Annotated in this window: 15 protein-coding genes and 1 tRNA gene; 11 read left to right on the top strand and 5 right to left on the bottom strand. The window is 70.4% G+C overall.

Annotation, left to right across the window (positions count from 1 at the left end; all coding sequences use genetic code 11):
- Window positions 1-44: 44 nt before the first annotated feature.
- The 3 genes from ACGH52_RS10495 to polA form a co-directional block, all read right to left on the bottom strand.
- A complete protein-coding gene (locus ACGH52_RS10495) occupies window positions 45-1,823 on the bottom strand; it encodes a lytic transglycosylase domain-containing protein (protein ID WP_399938728.1) in 1,779 nt (592 codons plus the stop codon).
- Window positions 1,824-2,080: 257 nt separating this feature from the next.
- Window positions 2,081-2,449 carry a hypothetical protein gene (locus ACGH52_RS10500; RefSeq protein WP_198538627.1) on the bottom strand — a complete coding sequence of 123 codons (369 nt, stop codon included), beginning with the start codon at window positions 2,447-2,449 and terminating at the stop codon, window positions 2,081-2,083.
- Window positions 2,450-2,610: 161 nt separating this feature from the next.
- A complete protein-coding gene (gene polA, locus ACGH52_RS10505) occupies window positions 2,611-5,334 on the bottom strand; it encodes a DNA polymerase I (protein ID WP_076973857.1) in 2,724 nt (907 codons plus the stop codon).
- A 232-nt stretch (window positions 5,335-5,566) separates the two neighbouring features.
- Here polA and ACGH52_RS10510 point away from each other — a divergent pair, with 232 nt between their 5' ends.
- The 9 genes from ACGH52_RS10510 (at window position 5,567) to ACGH52_RS10550 (ending at window position 15,582) form a co-directional block, all read left to right on the top strand.
- Window positions 5,567-7,846: an FdhF/YdeP family oxidoreductase gene (locus tag ACGH52_RS10510; RefSeq protein WP_399938730.1), complete on the top strand. Its 2,280-nt coding sequence runs from the start codon at window positions 5,567-5,569 to the stop codon at window positions 7,844-7,846.
- Window positions 7,847-7,940: 94 nt separating this feature from the next.
- Window positions 7,941-8,420: a PaaI family thioesterase gene (locus ACGH52_RS10515; protein ID WP_059299136.1), complete on the top strand. Its 480-nt coding sequence runs from the start codon at window positions 7,941-7,943 to the stop codon at window positions 8,418-8,420.
- An 88-nt stretch (window positions 8,421-8,508) separates the two neighbouring features.
- Entirely contained in the window at window positions 8,509-8,937 is a 429-nt protein-coding gene (locus tag ACGH52_RS10520) for a hypothetical protein (RefSeq protein WP_076973859.1), read from the top strand.
- Complete coding sequence (locus ACGH52_RS10525; protein ID WP_399946704.1) at window positions 8,934-9,530, top strand: Tat pathway signal sequence domain protein; 597 nt, start codon at window positions 8,934-8,936, stop codon at window positions 9,528-9,530. Before ACGH52_RS10520 ends, ACGH52_RS10525 begins: the two co-directional genes overlap by 4 nt.
- Before the next feature lie 287 nt (window positions 9,531-9,817).
- The gene (locus ACGH52_RS10530) at window positions 9,818-11,053 is read left to right on the top strand and encodes a branched-chain amino acid ABC transporter substrate-binding protein (RefSeq protein ID WP_171987110.1); all 1,236 of its coding nucleotides are present in this window, start codon (window positions 9,818-9,820) and stop codon (window positions 11,051-11,053) included.
- Between the two features lie 113 nt (window positions 11,054-11,166).
- Entirely contained in the window at window positions 11,167-12,099 is a 933-nt protein-coding gene (locus ACGH52_RS10535) for a branched-chain amino acid ABC transporter permease (protein WP_059299134.1), read from the top strand.
- A gap of 5 nt (window positions 12,100-12,104) precedes the next feature.
- Window positions 12,105-13,931 (top strand): branched-chain amino acid ABC transporter permease, encoded by a 1,827-nt coding sequence (locus ACGH52_RS10540; RefSeq protein WP_121701510.1) that lies wholly within the window; start codon window positions 12,105-12,107, stop codon window positions 13,929-13,931.
- Window positions 13,932-13,936: 5 nt separating this feature from the next.
- Entirely contained in the window at window positions 13,937-14,869 is a 933-nt protein-coding gene (locus ACGH52_RS10545; protein WP_360840788.1) for an ABC transporter ATP-binding protein, read from the top strand.
- Window positions 14,866-15,582 carry an ABC transporter ATP-binding protein gene (locus ACGH52_RS10550; protein WP_011028095.1) on the top strand — a complete coding sequence of 239 codons (717 nt, stop codon included), beginning with the start codon at window positions 14,866-14,868 and terminating at the stop codon, window positions 15,580-15,582. The genes ACGH52_RS10545 and ACGH52_RS10550 overlap by 4 nt, the downstream gene beginning before the upstream one ends.
- A 71-nt stretch (window positions 15,583-15,653) precedes the next feature.
- On the opposite strand, the gene ACGH52_RS10555 is transcribed toward ACGH52_RS10550, so the two are convergent.
- On the bottom strand, window positions 15,654-16,313 hold the full coding sequence (locus ACGH52_RS10555) for an ANTAR domain-containing response regulator (RefSeq protein ID WP_059299131.1): 660 nt from the start codon (window positions 16,311-16,313) through the stop codon (window positions 15,654-15,656).
- Between the two features lie 101 nt (window positions 16,314-16,414).
- Between ACGH52_RS10555 and ACGH52_RS10560 the strand changes: the two genes are divergently transcribed.
- Window positions 16,415-16,488 (top strand) — tRNA-Leu (locus ACGH52_RS10560).
- A 49-nt stretch (window positions 16,489-16,537) separates the two neighbouring features.
- Here ACGH52_RS10560 and pyk read toward each other — a convergent pair.
- Complete coding sequence (gene pyk / locus ACGH52_RS10565) at window positions 16,538-17,968, bottom strand: pyruvate kinase (protein ID WP_059299130.1); 1,431 nt, start codon at window positions 17,966-17,968, stop codon at window positions 16,538-16,540.
- A 215-nt stretch (window positions 17,969-18,183) separates the two neighbouring features.
- Between pyk and ACGH52_RS10570 the strand changes: the two genes are divergently transcribed.
- Entirely contained in the window at window positions 18,184-19,992 is a 1,809-nt protein-coding gene (locus tag ACGH52_RS10570) for a bifunctional UDP-sugar hydrolase/5'-nucleotidase (protein WP_121701513.1), read from the top strand.
- The last annotated feature ends 2 nt before the right edge of the window (window positions 19,993-19,994 follow it).

The following is a 19,994-nucleotide window of genomic DNA, read 5'->3' on the forward strand; positions in this document are numbered from 1 at the left end:
GGGGAACCACCCCGCCGGGCTGGACGCGCCGGACTGGACGGTGCCTACGCCTGCGGTTCGGTCGACGGCTCGGTCGACGGGTCCGGCGTCGGTTCGGCCGCCTTGGCCACCTTCAGGGTGACGTCGAGCTGGGCGCCGCCCGCCGTGGTGAGGCGGAGACGGTACGTGCCCTCGGTGTCGTCCGCGTACAGCTTCGGCAGCTTGAGCAGGCCCTTGGCGTCGGTCTTCAGGCCGGTCAGCGTACGGACGGTTTTGCCGTCGGCGTCCTTGAAGTAGGGACCCTTGTCGTTCTCGGCCGGGTCGGCGACGGACTTGATGAGCGTGGCGGTGACGGCGACCTTGTCCGCGACGGCGCCCTTGAGCGTGGCCTTCACCTCGACCGGGTCGGCGAACTCGCCGCCCGGCGTGCACGTCAGCTCGGTCGCGGTAGTGGCGGTGAGGGCATCGGCGACGCGCTCGGTGACGGTGGCCTTGTAGTCGACGCCCGGCACGGTACGGCCGATCACGGTGGCGCGGACGGTGAACGCACCGGTCTGCTCGCCCGCCACCAGCGCGGGCGCGACGGCGACGCCGGAGGCGTTGGTGGTGACCGCGGCGAACTTGTCGCCGCCGGTGAAGGTGGCGTCCGTGTCGCCCAGGACGGTGAAGCGGATGCGGACCTTGCCGACGGCCTTTCCGGCCTTCGTCTCGGCGCGGGCGCTGATCTTCTTGGCGAACGTGTCGCCCGCGATCGCGGTGAGCCCCGTGGTACCGGCGTGCTCCAGGTGGTGAACCGTGTCGGTGGGCGTGGGGGGTGGGGTGGGGGTCTCCGTCGGCGGCGTCGGGTCCTTGGGCGGTGTGGAGGGGCCGGTGCTCGGGCCGCCGGGATCGGTGGGCTTGCCCGACGACGGCGGCTTGCTCGGGCTCTGGCCGGGACCGGGAGTCGTACCGGGAGCCTTGGGCGGGGTGCTCGCACCCGTCCGGCCCGGTGACGGACTGGTGCCCGCGTTGGTGTCGTCGCTGCGGCCGACCGGGAGGGTGCCGGTGCCGTCCGGGATCTCGTGGGTGCCCCTGCGGTAGTGCTCCAGCCACGACAGGACCGTGTTCAGGTAGTCCTGCGAGTTGTTGTAGCTGAGGATCGCGCGGTTGAGGTCGGCCTGGTCGGACAGGTCCCAGCCGTTGCGGCACAGGTAGTGGCCGGCGGCGAGCGCGGCGTCGTAGACGTTGTTGGGGTCTTCCTTGCCGTCGCCGTTGCCGTCACGGCCCGCCCACGCCCAGGTGGAGGGGATGAACTGCATGGGCCCGACGGCGTTGTCGTACCTGCTGTTGCCGTCGTAGACGCCGTTGTCGGTGTCCTTGATGAGCGCGAAGCCGTTGCCGTCGAGCTGCGGGCCGATGATCCGGCCGATCGTCGTGCCGCCCGCGTCGACGCGGCCGCCGCGGGCCTGACCGGACTCCACCTTGCCGATGGCGGCGAGCAGTTGCCACGGCAGGTTGCAGCCGGGCTTGGTCCGGCGCAGCTCCGACTCGGCCTGCTTGTAGGCGTCCAGGACGGTGGCGGGGATGCCGGCCTCGGACGCACCCCGGGAGGAAGGGGTGCCCGTGGTCGGGGAGGGAAGAGGGCTCTTGAGGGGCGGCAGGTCGGTGTAGTAGGGCGAGTTGCCGGTGGCGCTCTCCTCGGACGACGTGTCGGACGTCGGCGCGTTGTCGGCGGTGGTCTGTCTGCCGTTGCCGTCGGCCGTCACGTCGGGGGCCTGGGACGCGGACAGGGCCGCGACCACGACCGCGGCCACGGTGGTGGTGACCGCCGCCTTGCGGAGCCTCCTGTCGAAATGCGCCACCATAGAGTGCACCCCTCCCCCGGACGCCCGCGCGTCCGTCTCCGTCCGTCTTCTGCTGTCGTACTCGCCCGTTGTACCGGCTGTTCCCGCCCTGTTGTGACGATCGACCGGCGCAGACGGTTGCACGGCGATCCTCCGCACACCGTGGTCGTCTGTTCGACCAGTACGGTGTCGCAGGCGACCCTACGACAACTTGCTTTGCGCGGGCACCCGTTCCTGCCCGATATTCACCACTTGGCCATATGAGCGCCGGACCGCACTCAGTACGGCGCCGGACCGCGGGGGCGCGCGCCGAGGGTGTCGGCGGTCGCGACGAACACGGTGAAGGTGTGGGCGGGCCGGGGGCGCGGCAGCAGGGTGAGGGCCAGCGCGAGGTAGCCGCGGGCCAGGTCGGCCCACAGCCGCCAGGCGGGTGGCTCCTGCGGGGCGGCGGTCGCGGGGGCCCGGCGGGCGAGTCCGCGGCGTAGGTCGGTCGCGGTGCGGCGCAGGACCGTCGGGAGGGTGGCGGGGGTGCGGCCGGTACTTGCGCCCGGGGCGAAGACCGGGACCGGGAGGAGTGGCACGCGGGCGGGTCCGTCGGTGCGTGCCCGTGCCGGTGTCGTCCGGTGGTGGAGCATGCGTATACCCATGCCCGCATCCTCACGGGAGACCGGGGCCGGGGCGTTTCCTCGGGGGCCACCGGAGTGACGGGCCGGCGCCGACGGGGTGGGCGCGGGCGGGAGGCGCAGCCCGGCGTTGCGGAGTGCCGCTGCGCCCACCCACCCGTGCCGCCCCAGCGGCAGGCGGACGGCTAGTGCGCGGCCGATTCCCAGTCCGGGCCCGCGCCCACCGAGACGCCCAGGGGGACCCTGAGCTGTACCGCGTTCGCCATTTCGCGGCGGACCAGCTCCTCCGCCGCCGCGCGCTCCCCCGGGGCGATCTCCAGGACGATTTCGTCGTGGACCTGGAGGAGCATGCGGGACTTGAGACCGGCCTCGCGCAGCGCCCTGTCCACGTTGAGCATGGCGATCTTGACGATGTCGGCCGCCGTGCCCTGGATCGGCGCGTTCAGGGCCATCCGCTCGGCCGCCTCGCGGCGCTGGCGGTTGTCGCTGTTGAGGTCGGGGAGGTAGCGGCGGCGGCCGAAGAGGGTCGCCGTGTATCCCGTGGCCCGTGCCTCGTCGACGACCCGGCGCAGATAGTCCCGTACGCCGCCGAAGCGCTCGAAGTAGGCGTCCATCAGGCCGCGGGCCTCGGCCGCCTCGATGTTCAGCTGCTGGGAGAGGCCGAAGGCGGACAGTCCGTACGCCAGGCCGTAGGACATGGCCTTGATCTTGCGGCGCATCTCGGCGTCCACGGCGGACTGCTCGACGGAGAAGACCTGGGCGGCCGCGGTGGTGTGCAGGTCCTCGCCGGACGTGAACGCCTCGGTAAGGCCCGCGTCCTCGGAGAGGTGGGCCATCACCCGCAGCTCGATCTGGCTGTAGTCGGCCGTCATCAGGGACTCGAAGCCCTCGCCGACCACGAAGCCGCGGCGGATCGCCCGGCCCTCGTCGGTGCGGACCGGGATGTTCTGCAGGTTCGGGTCGGTGGAGGAGAGGCGGCCGGTCGCGGCGACCGTCTGGTTGAACGTGGTGTGGATGCGCCCGTCCGCGGCGATCGTCTTGATCAGGCCCTCCACCGTGACGCGCAGCTTGGCCTGCTCGCGGTGGCGGAGCATGATCACCGGCAGTTCGTTGTCCGTCTGGGCGGCGAGCCAGGCCAGGGCGTCGGCGTCGGTGGTGTAGCCGGTCTTGGTCTTCTTGGTCTTGGGCAGGTTCAGCTCGCCGAAGAGGACCTCCTGGAGCTGCTTGGGCGAGCCCAGGTTGAACTCGCGGCCGGCCGCCGCGTGCGCCTCCTTCACGGCCTGCTGGACGGCGCCCGCGAACATCTGCTCCATGGCCTGGAGGTGCTCCCGGTCGGCCGCGATGCCGTGCCGCTCCATGCGGGCGAGCAGCGCGGAGGTGGGCAGCTCCATGTCGCGCAGCAGGTCGGCGGCGCCGACGTCCGCCAGGCGGCTCTCGAAGGTCTCGCCCAGGTCGAGGATGGCGCGGGCCTGCACCATCAGCACCTCGGCCTCGGCGCCCTCGTCCGCGCCGAAGGCGAGCTGTCCGTCGGCCGCGGCGGCGGGGGCCAGCTCGCGGTGCAGGTACTCCAGGGACAGCGCGTCCAGGTCGAAGGAGCGGCGCCCCGGCTTGACCAGGTAGGCGGCCAGCGCGGTGTCCATGCCCACGCCGGCGACGCTCCAGCCGTGCTCGGCGAAGACGCGCATGGCGCCCTTGGCGTTGTGGAAGACCTTCGGCCGGTCCGGGTCGGAGAGCCAGGAGCGGAACGCCGTCTCGTCGGCCTCGTCGATCTCCGTCGGGTCGAACCAGGCGGCCTTCCCGTCGGACGCGGCGAGCGCGACCTCGGCGACCGAGCCGGTGCCCAGGGCCCAGGTGTCGACCGTGGCCACGCCGAGCGGCCGTGTGCCGTGCTCGGCGAGCCAGCCGGCCAGCTCGCCCGTGCCCAGCACGGTGCCGTCCAGTTCCACGCCGTCCGCGACCACCGGGGTGGCCTCGGCCTCCTCGGCGCCCGGGTCCACGGCGTAGAGCCGCTCGCGCAGGGACGGATTGCGGATCTCCAGGGTGTCCAGGATCACCGCGACGCCCTTGCGGTCGTAGGCCGTCCGCTCCAGGTCGGTGACGGTCCTCGGCAGCTCGACCCGACGCTCCAGCTCGGTGAGCCGGCGGTTGAGCTTCACGGACTCCAGGTGGTCGCGCAGGTTCTGCCCGGCCTTGCCCTTGACCTCGTCGACGCGCTCGACCAGCTCCGCGAACGACCCGAACTGGTTGATCCACTTGGCGGCGGTCTTCTCGCCGACGCCCGGGATGCCGGGCAGGTTGTCGGACGGGTCGCCGCGCAGCGCCGCGAAGTCGGGGTACTGGGCGGGGGTCAGCCCGTACTTCTCGAAGACCTTCTCCGGGGTGAAGCGGGTCAGCTCGGAGACGCCCTTGGTCGGGTACAGGACCGTGGTGTGCTCGCTGACCAGCTGGAAGGAGTCCCGGTCGCCGGTGACGATCAGCACGTCGAAGCCCTCGGCCTCGGCCTGGGTGGCGAGGGTGGCGATGACGTCGTCGGCCTCGAAGCCCTCGACGGCGAAGCGGGGCACGTGCATGGAGTCGAGCAGCTCGCCGATCAGCTCCACCTGCCCCTTGAACTCGTCCGGGGTCTTGGAGCGGTTCGCCTTGTACTCGGTGAACTCCTCGGAGCGCCAGGTCTTGCGGGAGACGTCGAACGCCACCGCGAAGTGCGTGGGCGCCTCGTCACGCAGGGTGTTGGCCAGCATCGACGCGAAGCCGTAGATCGCGTTGGTCGGCTGGCCAGTCGCGGTCGTGAAGTTCTCCGCGGGCAGCGCGAAGAACGCGCGGTACGCCAGCGAGTGTCCGTCCATGAGCATCAGCCGCGGTCGGTCGCCGGAGGTGCTGTCGGTCTTCTTCGATGCTGTCTTCGCCACGACTCCGATCCTGCCATGGGCCACTGACAGTCGGTGCCGCGAGCGCCGGTGGCACTGGCACGGTTTCATGCTGCGGGTGCGTTGTGGCTGGTCGCGCCCACGCGGCGGAGCCGCACATCGAACGGAGCCCCGCGCCCCTTTGGGGCGCCCCTACCGCCCGGCACCTCAAGCCGTCGCCGGCGCGTGCGAGGATCGGAGACGTACTTCACACGTGTACGCGAAGGAGCGCGCGATGGCGAGCAAGCCGCCCAAGGGTGATCCGGTTCAGGACGCGCCGCAGGTCTCGGAGCCCCAGCACGCGGCGGCGGGCATCCCGGCGATCGGCCACACCCTGCGGGTCGCGCAGCGGCAGATGGGTGTGAAGCGGACGGCGCTGACGCTCCTGCGCGTCAATCAGAAGGACGGCTTCGACTGCCCGGGCTGCGCCTGGCCGGAGGGCGACCACCGGCACAAGGCGGAGTTCTGCGAGAACGGCGCGAAGGCCGTGGCCGAGGAGGCCACCCTGCGCCGCGTCACCCCGGAGTTCTTCGCCGCGCACCCCGTGGCCGACCTCGCGACCCGCAGCGGCTACTGGCTGGGCCAGCAGGGCCGGCTGACGCACCCGGTGTACCTGCCGGAGGGCGGCGAGCACTACGAGCCGGTGACCTGGGAGCGCGCCTTCGACATCGTCGCGGAGGAGATCGCCGCGCTGGACTCGCCCGACGAGGCGGTCTTCTACACCTCCGGGCGCACCAGCAACGAGGCGGCGTTCCTCTACCAGCTCTTCGCGCGCGAGCTGGGCACCAACAACCTGCCGGACTGCTCCAACATGTGCCACGAGTCGTCCGGCTCGGCCCTGTCCGAGACCATCGGCGTCGGCAAGGGCAGTGTCCTGCTGGAGGACCTGTACAAGTCCGACCTGATCATCGTGGCGGGCCAGAACCCGGGCACCAACCACCCGCGGATGCTCTCGGCGCTGGAGAGGGCCAAGGCGAACGGCGCGCGGATCATCAGCGTCAATCCGCTGCCCGAGGCGGGTCTGGAGCGCTTCAAGAACCCGCAGACCCCCAAGGGGCTCACCGCGGGCGCCTCCCTCACCGACCTGTTCCTGCAGATCCGTCTCGGCGGCGACCAGGCGCTGTTCCGGCTCCTGAACAAGCTGATCCTCGAGACCGAGGGCGCGGTCGACGAGACCTTCGTCGGGGAACACACGCACGGCTACGAGGAGTTCGCGGCGGCCGCCCGCGCCGCCGACTGGGACGAGACGCTCGCGGCGACCGGTCTCACGCGCGCGGAGATCGAGGCGGCGCTGCGCATGGTGCTCGCCTCCGAGCGCACCATCGTGTGCTGGGCGATGGGCCTGACCCAGCACAAGCACTCGGTGCCCACGATCCGCGAGGTCGTGAACTTCCTGCTGCTGCGCGGCAACATCGGCCGTCCCGGCGCGGGCGTCTGCCCGGTGCGCGGCCACTCCAACGTGCAGGGCGACCGGACGATGGGCATCTTCGAGCGGCCCGCACCAGCCTTCCTGGACGCCCTGGAGAAGGAGTTCGGCTTCGCCCCGCCGCGCGAGCACGGCTACGACGTCGTCCGGGCCATCCGCGCGCTGCGCGACGGCGACGCCAAGGTCTTCTTCGCCATGGGCGGCAACTTCGTCTCCGCCTCCCCCGACACCGAGGTGACCGAGGCGGCGATGCGCCGCGCCCGGCTCACCGTGCACGTGTCGACGAAGCTGAACCGCTCGCACGCGGTCACGGGCGCACGGGCGCTCATCCTGCCGACGCTGGGCCGCACGGAGCGCGACCTCCAGGGCGGCGGCGAGCAGTTCGTGACCGTGGAGGACTCCATGGGCATGGTGCACGCCTCCCGCGGACGGCTCGAGCCCGCGAGCCGGCAGTTGCTGTCCGAGCCCGCGATCGTGTGCCGGCTGGCGCGCCGGGTGCTGGGCGAGGGCAGCCGCACGCCGTGGGAGGAGTTCGAGAAGGACTACGCGAGGATCCGCGACCGCATCGGGCGGGTGGTGCCGGGCTTCGAGGACTTCAACGCGCGCGTGGCGCACCCCGGGGGCTTCGCCCTGCCGCACGCCCCGCGCGACGAGCGCCGCTTCCCGACGGCCACCGGCAAGGCCAACTTCACCGCCGCGCCGGTCGAGTTCCCCGAGCTGCCCGAGGGGCGGCTGCTGCTCCAGACGCTGCGCTCGCACGACCAGTACAACACCACGATCTACGGCCTGGACGACCGCTACCGGGGGATCAGGAACGGCCGCCGCGTGGTCCTGGTCAACCCGGAGGACGCCCGGAAGCTGGACGTCGCGGACGGCTCGTACGTCGACCTGGTGAGCGAGTGGCGGGACGGGGTGGAGCGGCGGGCGCCCGGTTTCCGCGTCGTGCACTACCCGACGGCCCGGGGCTGCGCGGCGGCGTACTACCCGGAGACCAACGTCCTGGTGCCGCTGGACGCCACCGCGGACACCAGCAACACCCCGGCCAGCAAGTCCGTGGTCGTCCGTCTGGAACAATCGGCGACCGACTGAGCGTTTGCTCAGCGAAGCGGACGGCCGGACGGCCGGCCGGTCCCCGAGCGGACGGCCGGACGGCCCAGACGGATCGACGAAACGGAGCCGGCCCATGGGCGAGCAGCAGCAGGTGCAGTTCCCGCAGGAGGTCATCGACGAGTACGCTGCGCTCGGCGTCGACCTGCCCGCGCTGTTCTCCGCCGGGCACCTGGGGACCCGCATGGGTGTCCAGATCGTCGAGGCGTCGGCGGACCGGGTCGTCGGCACGATGCCGGTGGAGGGCAACACCCAGCCGTACGGTCTGCTGCACGGCGGTGCCTCGGCCGTGCTCGCCGAGACGCTCGGGTCGGTCGGCTCGATGCTGCACGGCGGCGCCTCCAAGATCGCCGTCGGCGTCGACCTGAACTGCACCCACCACCGCGGGGCCCGTTCCGGTCTGGTCACCGGGGTGGCCACGCCGGTGCACCGGGGCCGGTCGACGGCGACGTACGAGGTCGTGATCAGCGACGAGCAGGACCGCCGGGTGTGCACCGCCCGCCTGACCTGCCTGCTGCGGGACGTGAACCCCGGCGACGGTGCCACGGCGGGCTGAACACCCTCACCGGAGACTCGGGGGCGCGGCGCGTGCCGGTGCCGCCCGCGGCATTGCCCCCGGTCGTCCCGCGTCCTAGCGTCGGGCCATGGGACGGGGAGGGGCACTCCGGCGGGGACGGGCGGCGCTGACGCTGCTGGCGGCCGTCGTGGTCGTCGGCTGCGGCAACTCGGGTGACGGGCCGGGCGGTTCCCCCGGTGCCGCGCGCGGCGCGTCCGTGTCCTCCCCGCCCTCCCCCTCCCCGCGACCCCTGTCCGGCGCGGAGTTGTGCGTGAGCGCCGTCGGGTACTGGGCGCGCGAGATGCTGGACGGCGGCGAGCCCTACGGCGACTATCAGTCGATGGGACTGTCCAACCGGCAGTACGACATCCTGCGGGAGGTCGTGGACGCGGCACGGGCCAGGGAGCGGGACCAAGGCGCCCCGGCCGCGGATGAGTCGATCGACCGCCAGGTGCGCCGGGCGTGTGCCGAGCGGTACCGCGACGGCGGTCCGAGCGTCGGCCCGTGGCAGCGATGAGCGGCATAGGACCGGTCGAGCCGGGCGAGGACACCCGCGTCCGGGAGAGCCCGCCACCCCGGCCGCGCGGACGGCTCGCCCTGCGCTACGAGCGCCACCGCCGGACGGTCCTCGCCTCCGGCGCCGTCCTCGTCGTCCTGGCGGGCGGCGGCTACCTGTACGCGAGCCGTGCCCAGCCGCGCCCCGCTCCTCCCGCGCCCTACCCTTCGCAGGCGGTCGACCTCGTCTACCTGGCCCCGGCGGCCGGCTCGCCGGGGGCCACCGCGGGCGGCTACCGCTTCACCGTCCTGCTGAGCGTGCGGTCGGGACCGCCCGTCACCGTGACGCGGCTGGCCCAGCCCTACGACGGCCTGTCGGTGACGTCCTCCCCGGCGGTACCTTTCCAGACAAAATCGCATTCCACCCGCAAGATCATTGTCACGCTACGGGTGACGGAATGTGAAAAAGCGCCCCGGAATCCCGGACTCCCTTTCCTGGATGTAACACTGCGTAATGCGCGCGCAATAGAAGCCCACAGTTTCATCCTGGGGGCGCGCTATGCGCGGGACCTCTCCCAGGCTCTTGAGGTCGCCTGCAGCAACGATTCAAGGTAATCAGCAAAACGCCCCAGACACCTGAACCCGGGCCGCTCGTCCTGCGGGTTCTCAGCATGCGGACAGGGCGAATCAGCCTGAATTCAGCCCTTCTTCCCATCGAGTACCGCTCTGCAATACCCGGTGTCATAACAAGAGAGTCACAGCCTCAGTCAGACCCTCCTCCACCTTCCCCACACACGCTTAGAGTCACGGCCAGTCACCGCGCCGTCGGATTGTCATTTCGGCCTCGCGCTCGACTCGACCGCCTCCACGGGGAAGCGGCCGTGCCAGGGAAAGGACTGATCGTGCGTCAACGTTCGCTCATCGCCATCACCGCCGCTCTGGCGGCGGGAGCGCTCACCCTCACCGCCTGCGGCTCGCGCGACGACGACGGCGGCTCCGACTCCGGCAACGGCGGCGGAGGCACCACTGTCGTCATCGGTGTCGACGCCCCGCTGACCGGCGACCTGTCCGCGCTCGGCCTCGGCATCAAGAACTCGGCGGACCTCGCGGCCAAGACGGCCAACAAGGACAAGACCGTCGAGGGCATCACCTTCAAGGTCGAGGCACTCGACGACCAGGGCCAGCCCTCCGTCGGCCAGCAGAACGCCAGCAGCTTCGTCGCCAACAAGGACGTCCTCGGCGTCGTCGGCCCGCTGAACTCGTCGGTCGGCGAGTCCATGCAGAAGGTCTTCGACAGCGCCAAGCTGGTCGAGGTCTCCCCGGCCAACACCGGCCCCTCCCTCACCCAGGGCCCGGACTGGCGCAACAAGAAGGTCCGCCCGTACAAGTCGTACTTCCGCACCGCGACCACGGACGCCATCCAGGGCCCGTTCGCCGCGCAGTACGTCTACAACGACGCCAAGAAGAAGAAGGTCTTCGTCATCGACGACAAGAAGACCTACGGCGCGGGCCTCGCCGCCACCTTCACCGAGGAGTTCAAGAAGCTCGGCGGCAAGGTCGTCGGCACCGAGCACATCAACCCCGACACCAAGGACTTCTCCTCGGTCGCCACCAAGGTGAAGAACTCCGGCGCCGACGTCGTCTACTACGGCGGTGAGTACCCGCAGGCCGGCCCGCTCAGCAAGCAGATCAAGGAGGCCGGCGCCAAGATCCCGCTGGTCGGCGGCGACGGCATCAAGGACGACACCTTCATCAAGCTGGCCGGTGCCGCCTCCAACGGCGACCTCGCCACCTCCGTCGGCGCACCCGTCGAGTCCCTGCCCTCCGCCAAGAAGTTCGTGGCCGACTACAAGGCGGCCGGTTACAAGGAGGACTACGCGGCCTACGGCGGCTACTCCTACGACTCCGCCTGGGCGATCATCGAGGCCGTCAAGAAGGTCGTCGGCGACAACGGCGGGAAGCTTCCCGACGACGCCCGCGCCAAGGTCACCGAGGCCATGCAGAACGTCTCCTTCGACGGTGTGACCGGCAAGGTCTCCTTCGACGAGTTCGGTGACGCGACCAACAAGCAGCTCACCGTCTACTCCGTCGAGAACGGAGCCTTCAACGACGTCAAGTCCGGTACCTACACCGGCTGACCGACCCCGCACCACAGCCCACGAGCCGCGCGGGGCGCTGTTCCACAGGCGCCCCGCGCGGACTCGCATCCGGCCATATCCGTCGAACGTCCGAAAGTCTCGGAGGACATGCGGTGAACGAACTGCCGCAGCAGCTGGTCAACGGCCTGCTACTGGGATCCATGTACGGGCTCGTCGCCATCGGCTACACAATGGTCTACGGCATCGTCCAGCTCATCAACTTCGCCCACGGCGAGATCTTCATGACCGGCGCCTTCGGCGCGCTCACGGTCTACATGTACATCCTGCCCGACGGCACCTCCATGCTGATCGCCCTGCCCCTGATGCTGCTCGGCGCGGTGATCGTCTCCACCACCGTCGCCGTCGGGGCGGAACGGTTCGCCTACCGCCCCCTGCGCGGCGCACCCCGGCTCGCGCCCCTGATCACCGCGATCGGCCTCTCCCTCGCCCTGCAGCAGGCGGTGTGGGCCTGGTACCCGGACGCGAAGTCCGCGCGGCCCTTCCCGCAGATCGACGGCGGGCCTTTCCACATCGGCGACGTCACCATCCAGACCGGCGACATCTTCCTGCTGATCGCGGCCCCGGTCAGCATGGCGCTGCTCGGCTACTTCGTGATGCGCACCCGCACCGGTCGCGGCATGCAGGCCACCGCCCAGGACCCGGACACCGCCAAACTGATGGGCGTCAACACGGACCGCATCATCGTGGTCGCCTTCGCGCTCGGCGCCGTCTTCGCCGCCGTCGGCGGTGTCGCCTACGGCCTCAAGTACGGCCAGATCGAGTTCAAGATGGGCTTCATCCTCGGTCTCAAGGCGTTCACGGCGGCGGTCCTCGGCGGCATCGGCAACATCTACGGCGCCATGATCGGCGGTGTCGTCCTCGGCGTCGCCGAGACCCTGGCCACCGCCTACATCGCCGACATCCCCGGCCTGGACAAGTTCGGCAGCCAGTCCTGGGCGGACGTCTGGGCCTTCATCCTCCTCATCCTCGTGCTGTTGTTCAGGCCGCAGGGCCTGCTCGGCGAACGCGTTGCGGACAGGGCGTGACACCGATGACCACACAGACCACCGCGCCGAAGAGCACCGGCGCCCCCGCCGGGAACGACGCCTCGGGCCTCATCGGCATACCCGTGAACCTCGGCCGTGCCCTCGCCACCGGCGGCGGCGTCCTCACCGTCGTCTCCACGTTCCTCGCCTGGACCTGGACCGCGGAGTTCCCCGGCGACCTCACCGTCTACGGCTACCCGGGCGGCCTGCAGGTCCTGGTGCTGATCGCCGGCGCGCTGACCGCCCTCTTCGGCCTCGCGTCCTACGGCGTCAAGGGGCTGCGCTGGCTCGTACCCGCCGGTGCCGACGCGGCGCTCAAGTTCGCCGCGCTCGCCGCCTTCGCCACCACCTGGTACACGATCGTCGCGATCAGCACCAAGCTCGGCGGCGTCGTCAACCTCGAACCCGGCGGTTACATCGCCGCGGCCGTCACCCTGGTCGCGTTCCTGGGCGCCCTGGCCCTGCCCTTCGAGCGTCCCGAGCCCGACCCGTTCGACCCCGACGACTCCGGCTGGGACCAGTTCAAGCACACCAGCTCCCAGAACTGGCAGACCGTCCGCGCGGCCTTCGCCTCCAAGGAGCCCCGGCCCCTGCGCGCACTGCCCTCCTACGTCGAGATCCTCGTCATCGTCGCCGTCCTCGCGCTGGCCCTGCTGGTCTTCACGTACGGCATCGGCACCGAGTACGACGAGCTGTTCATCGGCTTCCTGATCGTCGCCGGCTTCGGCTTCGCCGCGCTGCACCGGTCCGGGCTGATCAGCCGCGCCACCGAGATCACCGCACGGCACCAGAACATCACCGTCTGCGGCGCCTTCATCGCGGCGGCCTGCTTCCCCTTCACCCAGTCCGACGACCAGTACGCCACCCTCGGCGTCTACATCCTGATCTTCGCCACCGTCGCGCTGGGACTGAACATCGTCGTCGGCCTCGCCGGCCTGCTCGACCTCGGTTACGTGGCCTTCCTCGGCGTCGGCGCCTACGCCGCCTCCATGGTCTCCGGCTCCCCCAGCTCGCCCTTCGACCTGCACCTGCCCTTCTGGGCCGCGGTCCTGGTCGGCGCGGCCGCCTCCCTGGTCTTCGGCGTCCTGATCGGCGCGCCCACGCTGCGGCTGCGCGGCGACTACCTGGCCATCGTGACCCTCGGCTTCGGTGAGATCTTCCGGATCACCGCCAACAACCTGGACGGCACCTCGGGCCCGGACGTCACCAACGGCTCCAACGGCATCTCGTCCATCCCCGACCTCAACGTCCTCGGCTTCGACCTCGGCGTCTCGCACGACATCGGCGGCTTCACCCTCGGCCGGTTCGCCAACTACTTCCTGCTGATGCTGATCATCACGGCGGTCGTCGTGCTCGTCTTCCGGCGCAGCGGCGACTCCCGCATCGGCCGCGCCTGGGTCGCCATCCGCGAGGACGAGACCGCCGCGCTGGCCATGGGCATCAACGGCTTCCGCGTCAAGCTCATCGCGTTCGCCGTCGGCGCCTCGCTGGCCGGTCTGGCCGGCACCGTCCAGGCGCACGTCACCTACACCGTCACCCCCGAGCAGTACCTCTTCGCCGGCACCACCCCGCCCAACTCGGCCTTCCTGCTCGCCGCGGTCGTGCTCGGCGGCATGGGCACCATCGCCGGTCCGCTGATCGGTGCGGCGCTGCTGTTCCTGATCCCCAACAAGCTCCAGTTCCTCGACGACTACCAGCTCCTCGCCTTCGGGCTCGCGCTCGTCCTGCTGATGCGCTTCCGCCCGGAGGGCCTCATCGCCAACCGGCGCCGCAAGCTGGAGTTCCACGAAGAGGCCGAAGCGCCCGCAGTCCTGAGCAAGACAGGGGCCTGACCACCATGACCACCGACACCACCACCAAGGACACCGCACCGGGCGCCCCGGCCCCCGGCACCACCATCCTCGACGCACGCGGTGTCACGATGCGCTTCGGCGGACTGACCGCCGTGAACGGCGTCGACCTCACCGTCGCCAGCGGCGAGATCGTCGGCCTGATCGGCCCCAACGGCGCCGGCAAGACGACCTTCTTCAACTGCCTGACCGGCCTCTACATCCCGACCGAGGGCGAGGTCCGCTACAAGGGCCAGGTCCTGCCGGCCAAGTCCTTCAAGGTGACCGCCGCCGGCATCGCCCGTACCTTCCAGAACATCCGGCTGTTCGGCAACATGACGGTGCTGGAGAACGTCCTCGTCGGCCGGCACACGCGGACCAAGGAGGGCTTCTGGTCGGCCGTGCTGCGCGGTCCCGGCTTCCACCGCGCGGAGGCCGCCTCCCGCGAACGCGCCACGGAGCTGCTGGAGTTCGTGGGCCTCGCGGCCAAGGCCGACCACCTCGCGCGCAACCTGCCCTACGGCGAGCAGCGCAAGCTGGAGATCGCCCGCGCGCTGGCCAGCGAGCCGGGGCTGCTGCTCCTGGACGAGCCGACGGCCGGCATGAACCCGCAGGAGACGCGGGCCACCGAGGAACTGGTCTTCGCCATCCGCGACCAGGGCATCGCCGTCCTCGTCATCGAGCACGACATGCGGTTCATCTTCAACCTCTGCGACCGCGTCGCCGTGCTCGTGCAGGGCGAGAAGCTCGTCGAGGGCGACAGCGCCACGGTGCAGGGCGACGAACGCGTGGTCGCCGCCTACCTGGGCGAGCCGCTCGCCGACGACCCCGGCGCCGCGGAGGCGGCCGAAGTGGAAGCCGCCGAAGCCGCGCAGGCCGCGCAGGCCGCCCAGGCCGACACCACCACGGACACCGCGGCCGGCAAGGAGAACGACCGATGACCGCACTGCTCGAGGTCGAGGACCTCCGCGTCGCCTACGGCAAGATCGAGGCCGTCAAGGGCATCTCCTTCAAGGTGGACGCCGGCGAGGTGGTCACCCTCATCGGCACCAACGGCGCCGGCAAGACCACGACGCTGCGCACCCTGTCGGGGCTGCTGAAGCCGGTCGGCGGCCAGATCAGGTTCGGCGGCAAGTCGCTCAAGAAGGTCCCCGCGCACCAGATCGTCTCGCTGGGGCTCGCCCACTCGCCCGAGGGGCGGCACATCTTCCCGCGCATGACGATCGAGGACAACCTGCGCCTCGGCGCCTTCCTGCGCAGCGACCGGCCGGGCATCGAGAAGGACATCCAGCGCGCCTACGACCTCTTCCCGATCCTCGGTGAACGCCGCAAGCAGGCCGCGGGCACCCTGTCCGGCGGTGAGCAGCAGATGCTCGCCATGGGCCGCGCCCTGATGTCGCAGCCGAAACTGCTCATGCTCGACGAGCCCTCCATGGGCCTCTCGCCGATCATGATGCAGAAGATCATGGCGACGATCGCGGAGCTGAAGTCCCAGGGCACCACCATCCTGCTGGTCGAGCAGAACGCCCAGGCCGCCCTGTCCCTGGCCGACCACGGCCACGTCATGGAGGTCGGCAACATCGTCCTGTCCGGCAGCGGCCAGGACCTGCTCCACGACGAGTCGGTCCGCAAGGCCTACCTCGGCGAGGACTGACGCGCACCGTACGAGTGAGGCCCGCGCCCCCGGTACGGGGGGGCGCGGGCCTCACTCGTACGTCGAAGGGCTCAGCCCTTGGACGCCTTCTTCTCCTCGGCGTCCTGAATGACCGCCTCGGCCACCTGCTGCATCGACATCCGCCGGTCCATGGAGGTCTTCTGGATCCAGCGGAAGGCGGCCGGCTCGGTCAGCCCGTACTCCGTCTGGAGCACCGACTTGGCGCGGTCCACCAGCTTGCGGGTCTCCAGGCGGAGGCTGAGGTCGGCGACCTCCTTCTCCAGCGCCTTCAGCTCGGTGAACCGCGAGACGGCCATCTCGATCGCCGGCACGACGTCGCTCTTGCTGAACGGCTTCACCAGGTACGCCATGGCTCCGGCGTCCCGGGCCCGCTCGACCAGGTCGCGCTGCGAGAAGGCGGTCAGCATCAGCACCGGCGCGATGGACTCCTCGGCGATCTTCTCGGCCGCGGAGATGCCGTCGAGCTTGGGCATCTTGACGTCGAGGATCACCAGGTCGGGCCGGTGCTCGCGGGCCAGCTCCACGGCCTGCTCACCGTCACCGGCCTCGCCGACGACGGAGTACCCCTCCTCCTCCAGCATCTCTTTGAGGTCCAGCCGGATGAGCGCCTCGTCCTCGGCGATGACGACACGGGTCGTCAGCGGAGGCACGTGCGACTGGTCGTCGTCGGGCACGTCGTCTACGGGCTGGGGCGACTCGGGGGCGGTCACGTGGGCTCCTCGTTCGGGGCAGGGGTACTGCTGACAAGAGCCTACCTAGCTCCTGTATGTTTGAGTCACCGAGGGGCTACACTGACCTTCGGTTCGAAGAGGCTCCGGTAGTCCAATCGGCAGAGACGATGCCCTCAAAAGGCATTCAGTGTGGGTTCGAGTCCCACCCGGGGCACTTTACCTTCGTTTCGAAGGCATCCCGAAGCCGCCGCGGGAACACCCGTTCAGCGGTCGTCCTCCCCGATGTGGTGCACCCGCACCAGGTTCGTCGTACCGGACACCCCCGGCGGGGAGCCGGCCGTGATGACCACGGTGTCCCCCTTCTCGCACCGCCCGTACCGGGTGAGCAGCTCGTCCACCTGGTCGACCATCGCGTCCGTGGAGTCCACGTGCGGGCCGAGGAAGGTCTCCACGCCCCAGGTCAGGCTCAGTTGCGAGCGGGTCGCCGGTTCCGGGGTGAAGGCGAGCAGCGGAATGGGCGAGCGGTAGCGCGACAGGCGGCGGACGGTGTCGCCGGACTGGGTGAAGGCGACCAGGAACTTCGCGCCGAGGAAGTCGCCCATCTCGGCCGCCGCGCGGGCCACCGCGCCGCCCTGGGTGCGGGGCTTGTTGCGCTCGGTCAGCGGGGGCAGTCCCTTCGCCAGGATGTCCTCCTCCGCGGCTTCGACGATCCGGGCCATGGTGCGCACCGTGTCGGTCGCGTGCTTGCCCACGCTGGTCTCGCCGGAGAGCATCACCGCGTCCGTGCCGTCGATGACCGCGTTGGCGACGTCGGAGGCCTCCGCGCGGGTCGGGCGGGCGTTGTCGATCATCGAGTCGAGCATCTGGGTGGCGACGATGACCGGCTTGGCGTTGCGCTTGGCCAGCTTGATGGCGCGCTTCTGGACGATCGGCACCTGCTCCAGGGGCATCTCGACGCCGAGGTCGCCCCGGGCGACCATGATCCCGTCGAAGGCCGCGACGATGTCCTCGATGTTCTCCACGGCCTGCGGCTTCTCGACCTTGGCGATGACGGGCAGGCGGCGGCCCTCCTCGTCCATGATGCGGTGCACGTCCAGGACGTCCCGCCCGCTGCGCACGAAGGACAGCGCGACGACGTCGAAGCCGCTGCGCAGCGCCCAGCGCAGGTCGTCCTCGTCCTTCTTCGACAGGGCGGGCACGGACACGGCGACGCCGGGCAGGTTGAGGCCCTTGTGGTCGGAGACCATGCCGCCCTCGATCACCCGGGTGCGCACGCGGGGCCCGTCGACGCCGGTCACCTCCAGGCAGACCTTGCCGTCGTCGACGAGGACGCGCTCACCGGGGGTGACGTCCTCGGCGAGGCCCGCGTACGTCGTACCGCAGGTGTGGCGGTCGCCCTCGACGCCCTCCTCGACGGTGATGGTGAAGCTGTCGCCGCGTTCAAGGAGTACGGGCCCTTCACCGAAGTGGCCGAGGCGGATCTTCGGACCCTGAAGGTCGGCGAGGGTGCCCACGCTGCGGCCCGTCTCGTCGGACGCCTTGCGGACCCGGCGGTAACGCTCCTCGTGTTCGGCGTGGGTGCCGTGGCTGAAATTGAAGCGGGCGATGTCCATACCGGCGTCGACCAGGTCCTTGATCTGGTCGTACGAGTCGGTGGCGGGCCCAAGAGTACAGACGATCTTTGCTCGGCGCATGAGTCGAGCCTATGACTTACTGCCGGGTAGCGAATTGGCCACGCATGACCACTCAACAACCTTTGAGTAAAGGGATTTTGACAAGTGTTGAATTGCGCGGCGGACCGCTCTGATGAGCATTCGAGTGGGACTGCGCCTCTTGACAGCAGACATGTTCAGGACAGAATCTACGCGCGTTGCCACTGTCTGCACGGGTCCACCGAGGAGAGTCAGTCATGCCGTTGAACCGCCGTACGTTCCTGAGCAGGTCCGCCGTGACGGGGGCGGGGGTCGCCCTGGCCGGCGCGGCGGCTGCTCCGGCGGCCGAGGCCGCGGCCCCCGCGCACCGGGGCCGCCGCAGGCCCAAGCGGTACGCGCTGACCGTGCTCGGCACCACCGACCTGCACGGCCACGTCTTCAACTGGGACTACTTCAAGGACGCCGAGTACACGGACACCGCGGGCAACGCCCAGGGCCTCGGCCGGATCTCCACCCTGGTGAACCGGGTCCGCGAGGAGAAGGGCCGCCACAACACCCTGCTGCTGGACGCGGGCGACACCATCCAGGGCACCCCGCTGACGTACTACTACGCCAAGGTGGACCCGATCACCGCCGAGGGCGGTCCGGTGCACCCGATGGCGCAGGCGATGAACGCCATCGGCTACGACGCGGTGGCCCTCGGCAACCACGAGTTCAACTACGGCATCGAGACGCTGCGCCGGTTCGAGGAGCAGTGCGACTTCCCGCTGCTCGGCGCGAACGCGGTCGACGCCAAGACCCTGAAGCCCGCCTTCCCGCCGTACTTCATGAAGACGTTCCGGGTGAAGGGCGCGCCGCCGGTGAAGGTGGCGGTGCTGGGGCTGACCAACCCGGGCATCGCGATCTGGGACAAGGCGTACGTGCAGGGGAAGCTGGCCTTCCCGGGCCTGGAGGAGCAGGCGGCCAAGTGGGTGCCGAAGCTGCGTTCGATGGGCGCGGACGTGGTGGTCGTCTCGGCGCACTCGGGTTCCTCGGGCACGTCCTCCTACGGCGACCAGGTCCCCTACGTCGAGAACGCGGCGGCCAACGTGGCCCGGCAGGTGCCGGGCATCGACGCGATCCTGGTCGGCCACGCGCACGAGGAGATCGCCGAGCTGAGGGTCGTCAACGAGAAGACCGGGAAGACGGTCGTGCTGTCGGAGCCGCTGTGCTACGCCGAGCGGCTCACCCTGTTCGACTTCGAGCTGGTCTTCGAGCGGGGCCGCTGGCACGTCGAGTCGGTGACGGCGTCGCTGCGCAACTCCAACGCGGTGGAGGACGACCCACGGATCACGAGGCTGCTGGCGGACGAGCACGCGAAGGTGGTGGCGTACGTCAACCAGGTCGTCGGCACCGCCACCGAGACGCTGACGACGGTCGAGGCGCGGTACAAGGACGCCCCGATCATCGACCTGATCACCAAGGTGCAGGAGGACGTGGTCAAGGAGGCGCTGGCGGGCACGGAGTACGCCTCGCTGCCGGTCCTCGCGCAGGCGTCGCCCTTCTCGCGGACCTCCGAGATCCCGGCCGGCGAGGTGACGATCCGGGACCTGTCGAGCCTGTACGTGTACGACAACACGCTGGTCGCGAAGCTGCTGACGGGTGCGCAGCTGCGGGCGTACCTGGAGTACTCGGCGGAGTACTACGTGCGCACGGCCGCCGGTGCTCCGGTGGACGTGGACAAGCTGACCAACGCGGGCGGCCGCCCGGACTACAACTACGACTACGTCTCGGGCCTGAAGTACGAGATCGACATCGCGCAGGCGGCCGGTTCAAGGATCAAGAACCTCACCTACGCCGGCGCCCCGCTGGACGACGCCCAGCAGTTCGTGCTGGCCGTGAACAACTACCGGGCCAACGGCGGCGGCGCCTTCCCGCACGTGGCGTCGGCCAAGGAGCTGTGGTCGGAGTCGACGGAGATCCGCACCCGGATCGCGGAGTGGGCGACCGCGAAGGGCGTCCTGGACCCGAAGGACTTCGCGTCCGTGGACTGGTCGCTGACGCGCGACGGCACGCCGGTGTTCTGACG

The sequence above is a fragment of the Streptomyces sp. BBFR25 genome, from assembly GCF_044590125.1.
Lineage (GTDB): Bacteria > Actinomycetota > Actinomycetes > Streptomycetales > Streptomycetaceae > Streptomyces > Streptomyces canus_D.

Coding starts and splice junctions, on each gene's coding strand:
- pyk (WP_059299130.1), bottom strand. CDS start 17,968: ATGCGCCGAGCAAAGATCGTCTGTACTCTTGGGCCCGCCACCGACTCG.
- ACGH52_RS10525 (WP_399946704.1), top strand. CDS start 8,934: ATGAGCGGCATAGGACCGGTCGAGCCGGGCGAGGACACCCGCGTCCGG.
- ACGH52_RS10510 (WP_399938730.1), top strand. CDS start 5,567: ATGGCGAGCAAGCCGCCCAAGGGTGATCCGGTTCAGGACGCGCCGCAG.
- ACGH52_RS10495 (WP_399938728.1), bottom strand. CDS start 1,823: ATGGTGGCGCATTTCGACAGGAGGCTCCGCAAGGCGGCGGTCACCACC.
- ACGH52_RS10520 (WP_076973859.1), top strand. CDS start 8,509: ATGGGACGGGGAGGGGCACTCCGGCGGGGACGGGCGGCGCTGACGCTG.
- ACGH52_RS10545 (WP_360840788.1), top strand. CDS start 13,937: ATGACCACCGACACCACCACCAAGGACACCGCACCGGGCGCCCCGGCC.
- ACGH52_RS10500 (WP_198538627.1), bottom strand. CDS start 2,449: ATGGGTATACGCATGCTCCACCACCGGACGACACCGGCACGGGCACGC.
- ACGH52_RS10515 (WP_059299136.1), top strand. CDS start 7,941: ATGGGCGAGCAGCAGCAGGTGCAGTTCCCGCAGGAGGTCATCGACGAG.
- ACGH52_RS10570 (WP_121701513.1), top strand. CDS start 18,184: ATGCCGTTGAACCGCCGTACGTTCCTGAGCAGGTCCGCCGTGACGGGG.
- ACGH52_RS10550 (WP_011028095.1), top strand. CDS start 14,866: ATGACCGCACTGCTCGAGGTCGAGGACCTCCGCGTCGCCTACGGCAAG.
- ACGH52_RS10540 (WP_121701510.1), top strand. CDS start 12,105: ATGACCACACAGACCACCGCGCCGAAGAGCACCGGCGCCCCCGCCGGG.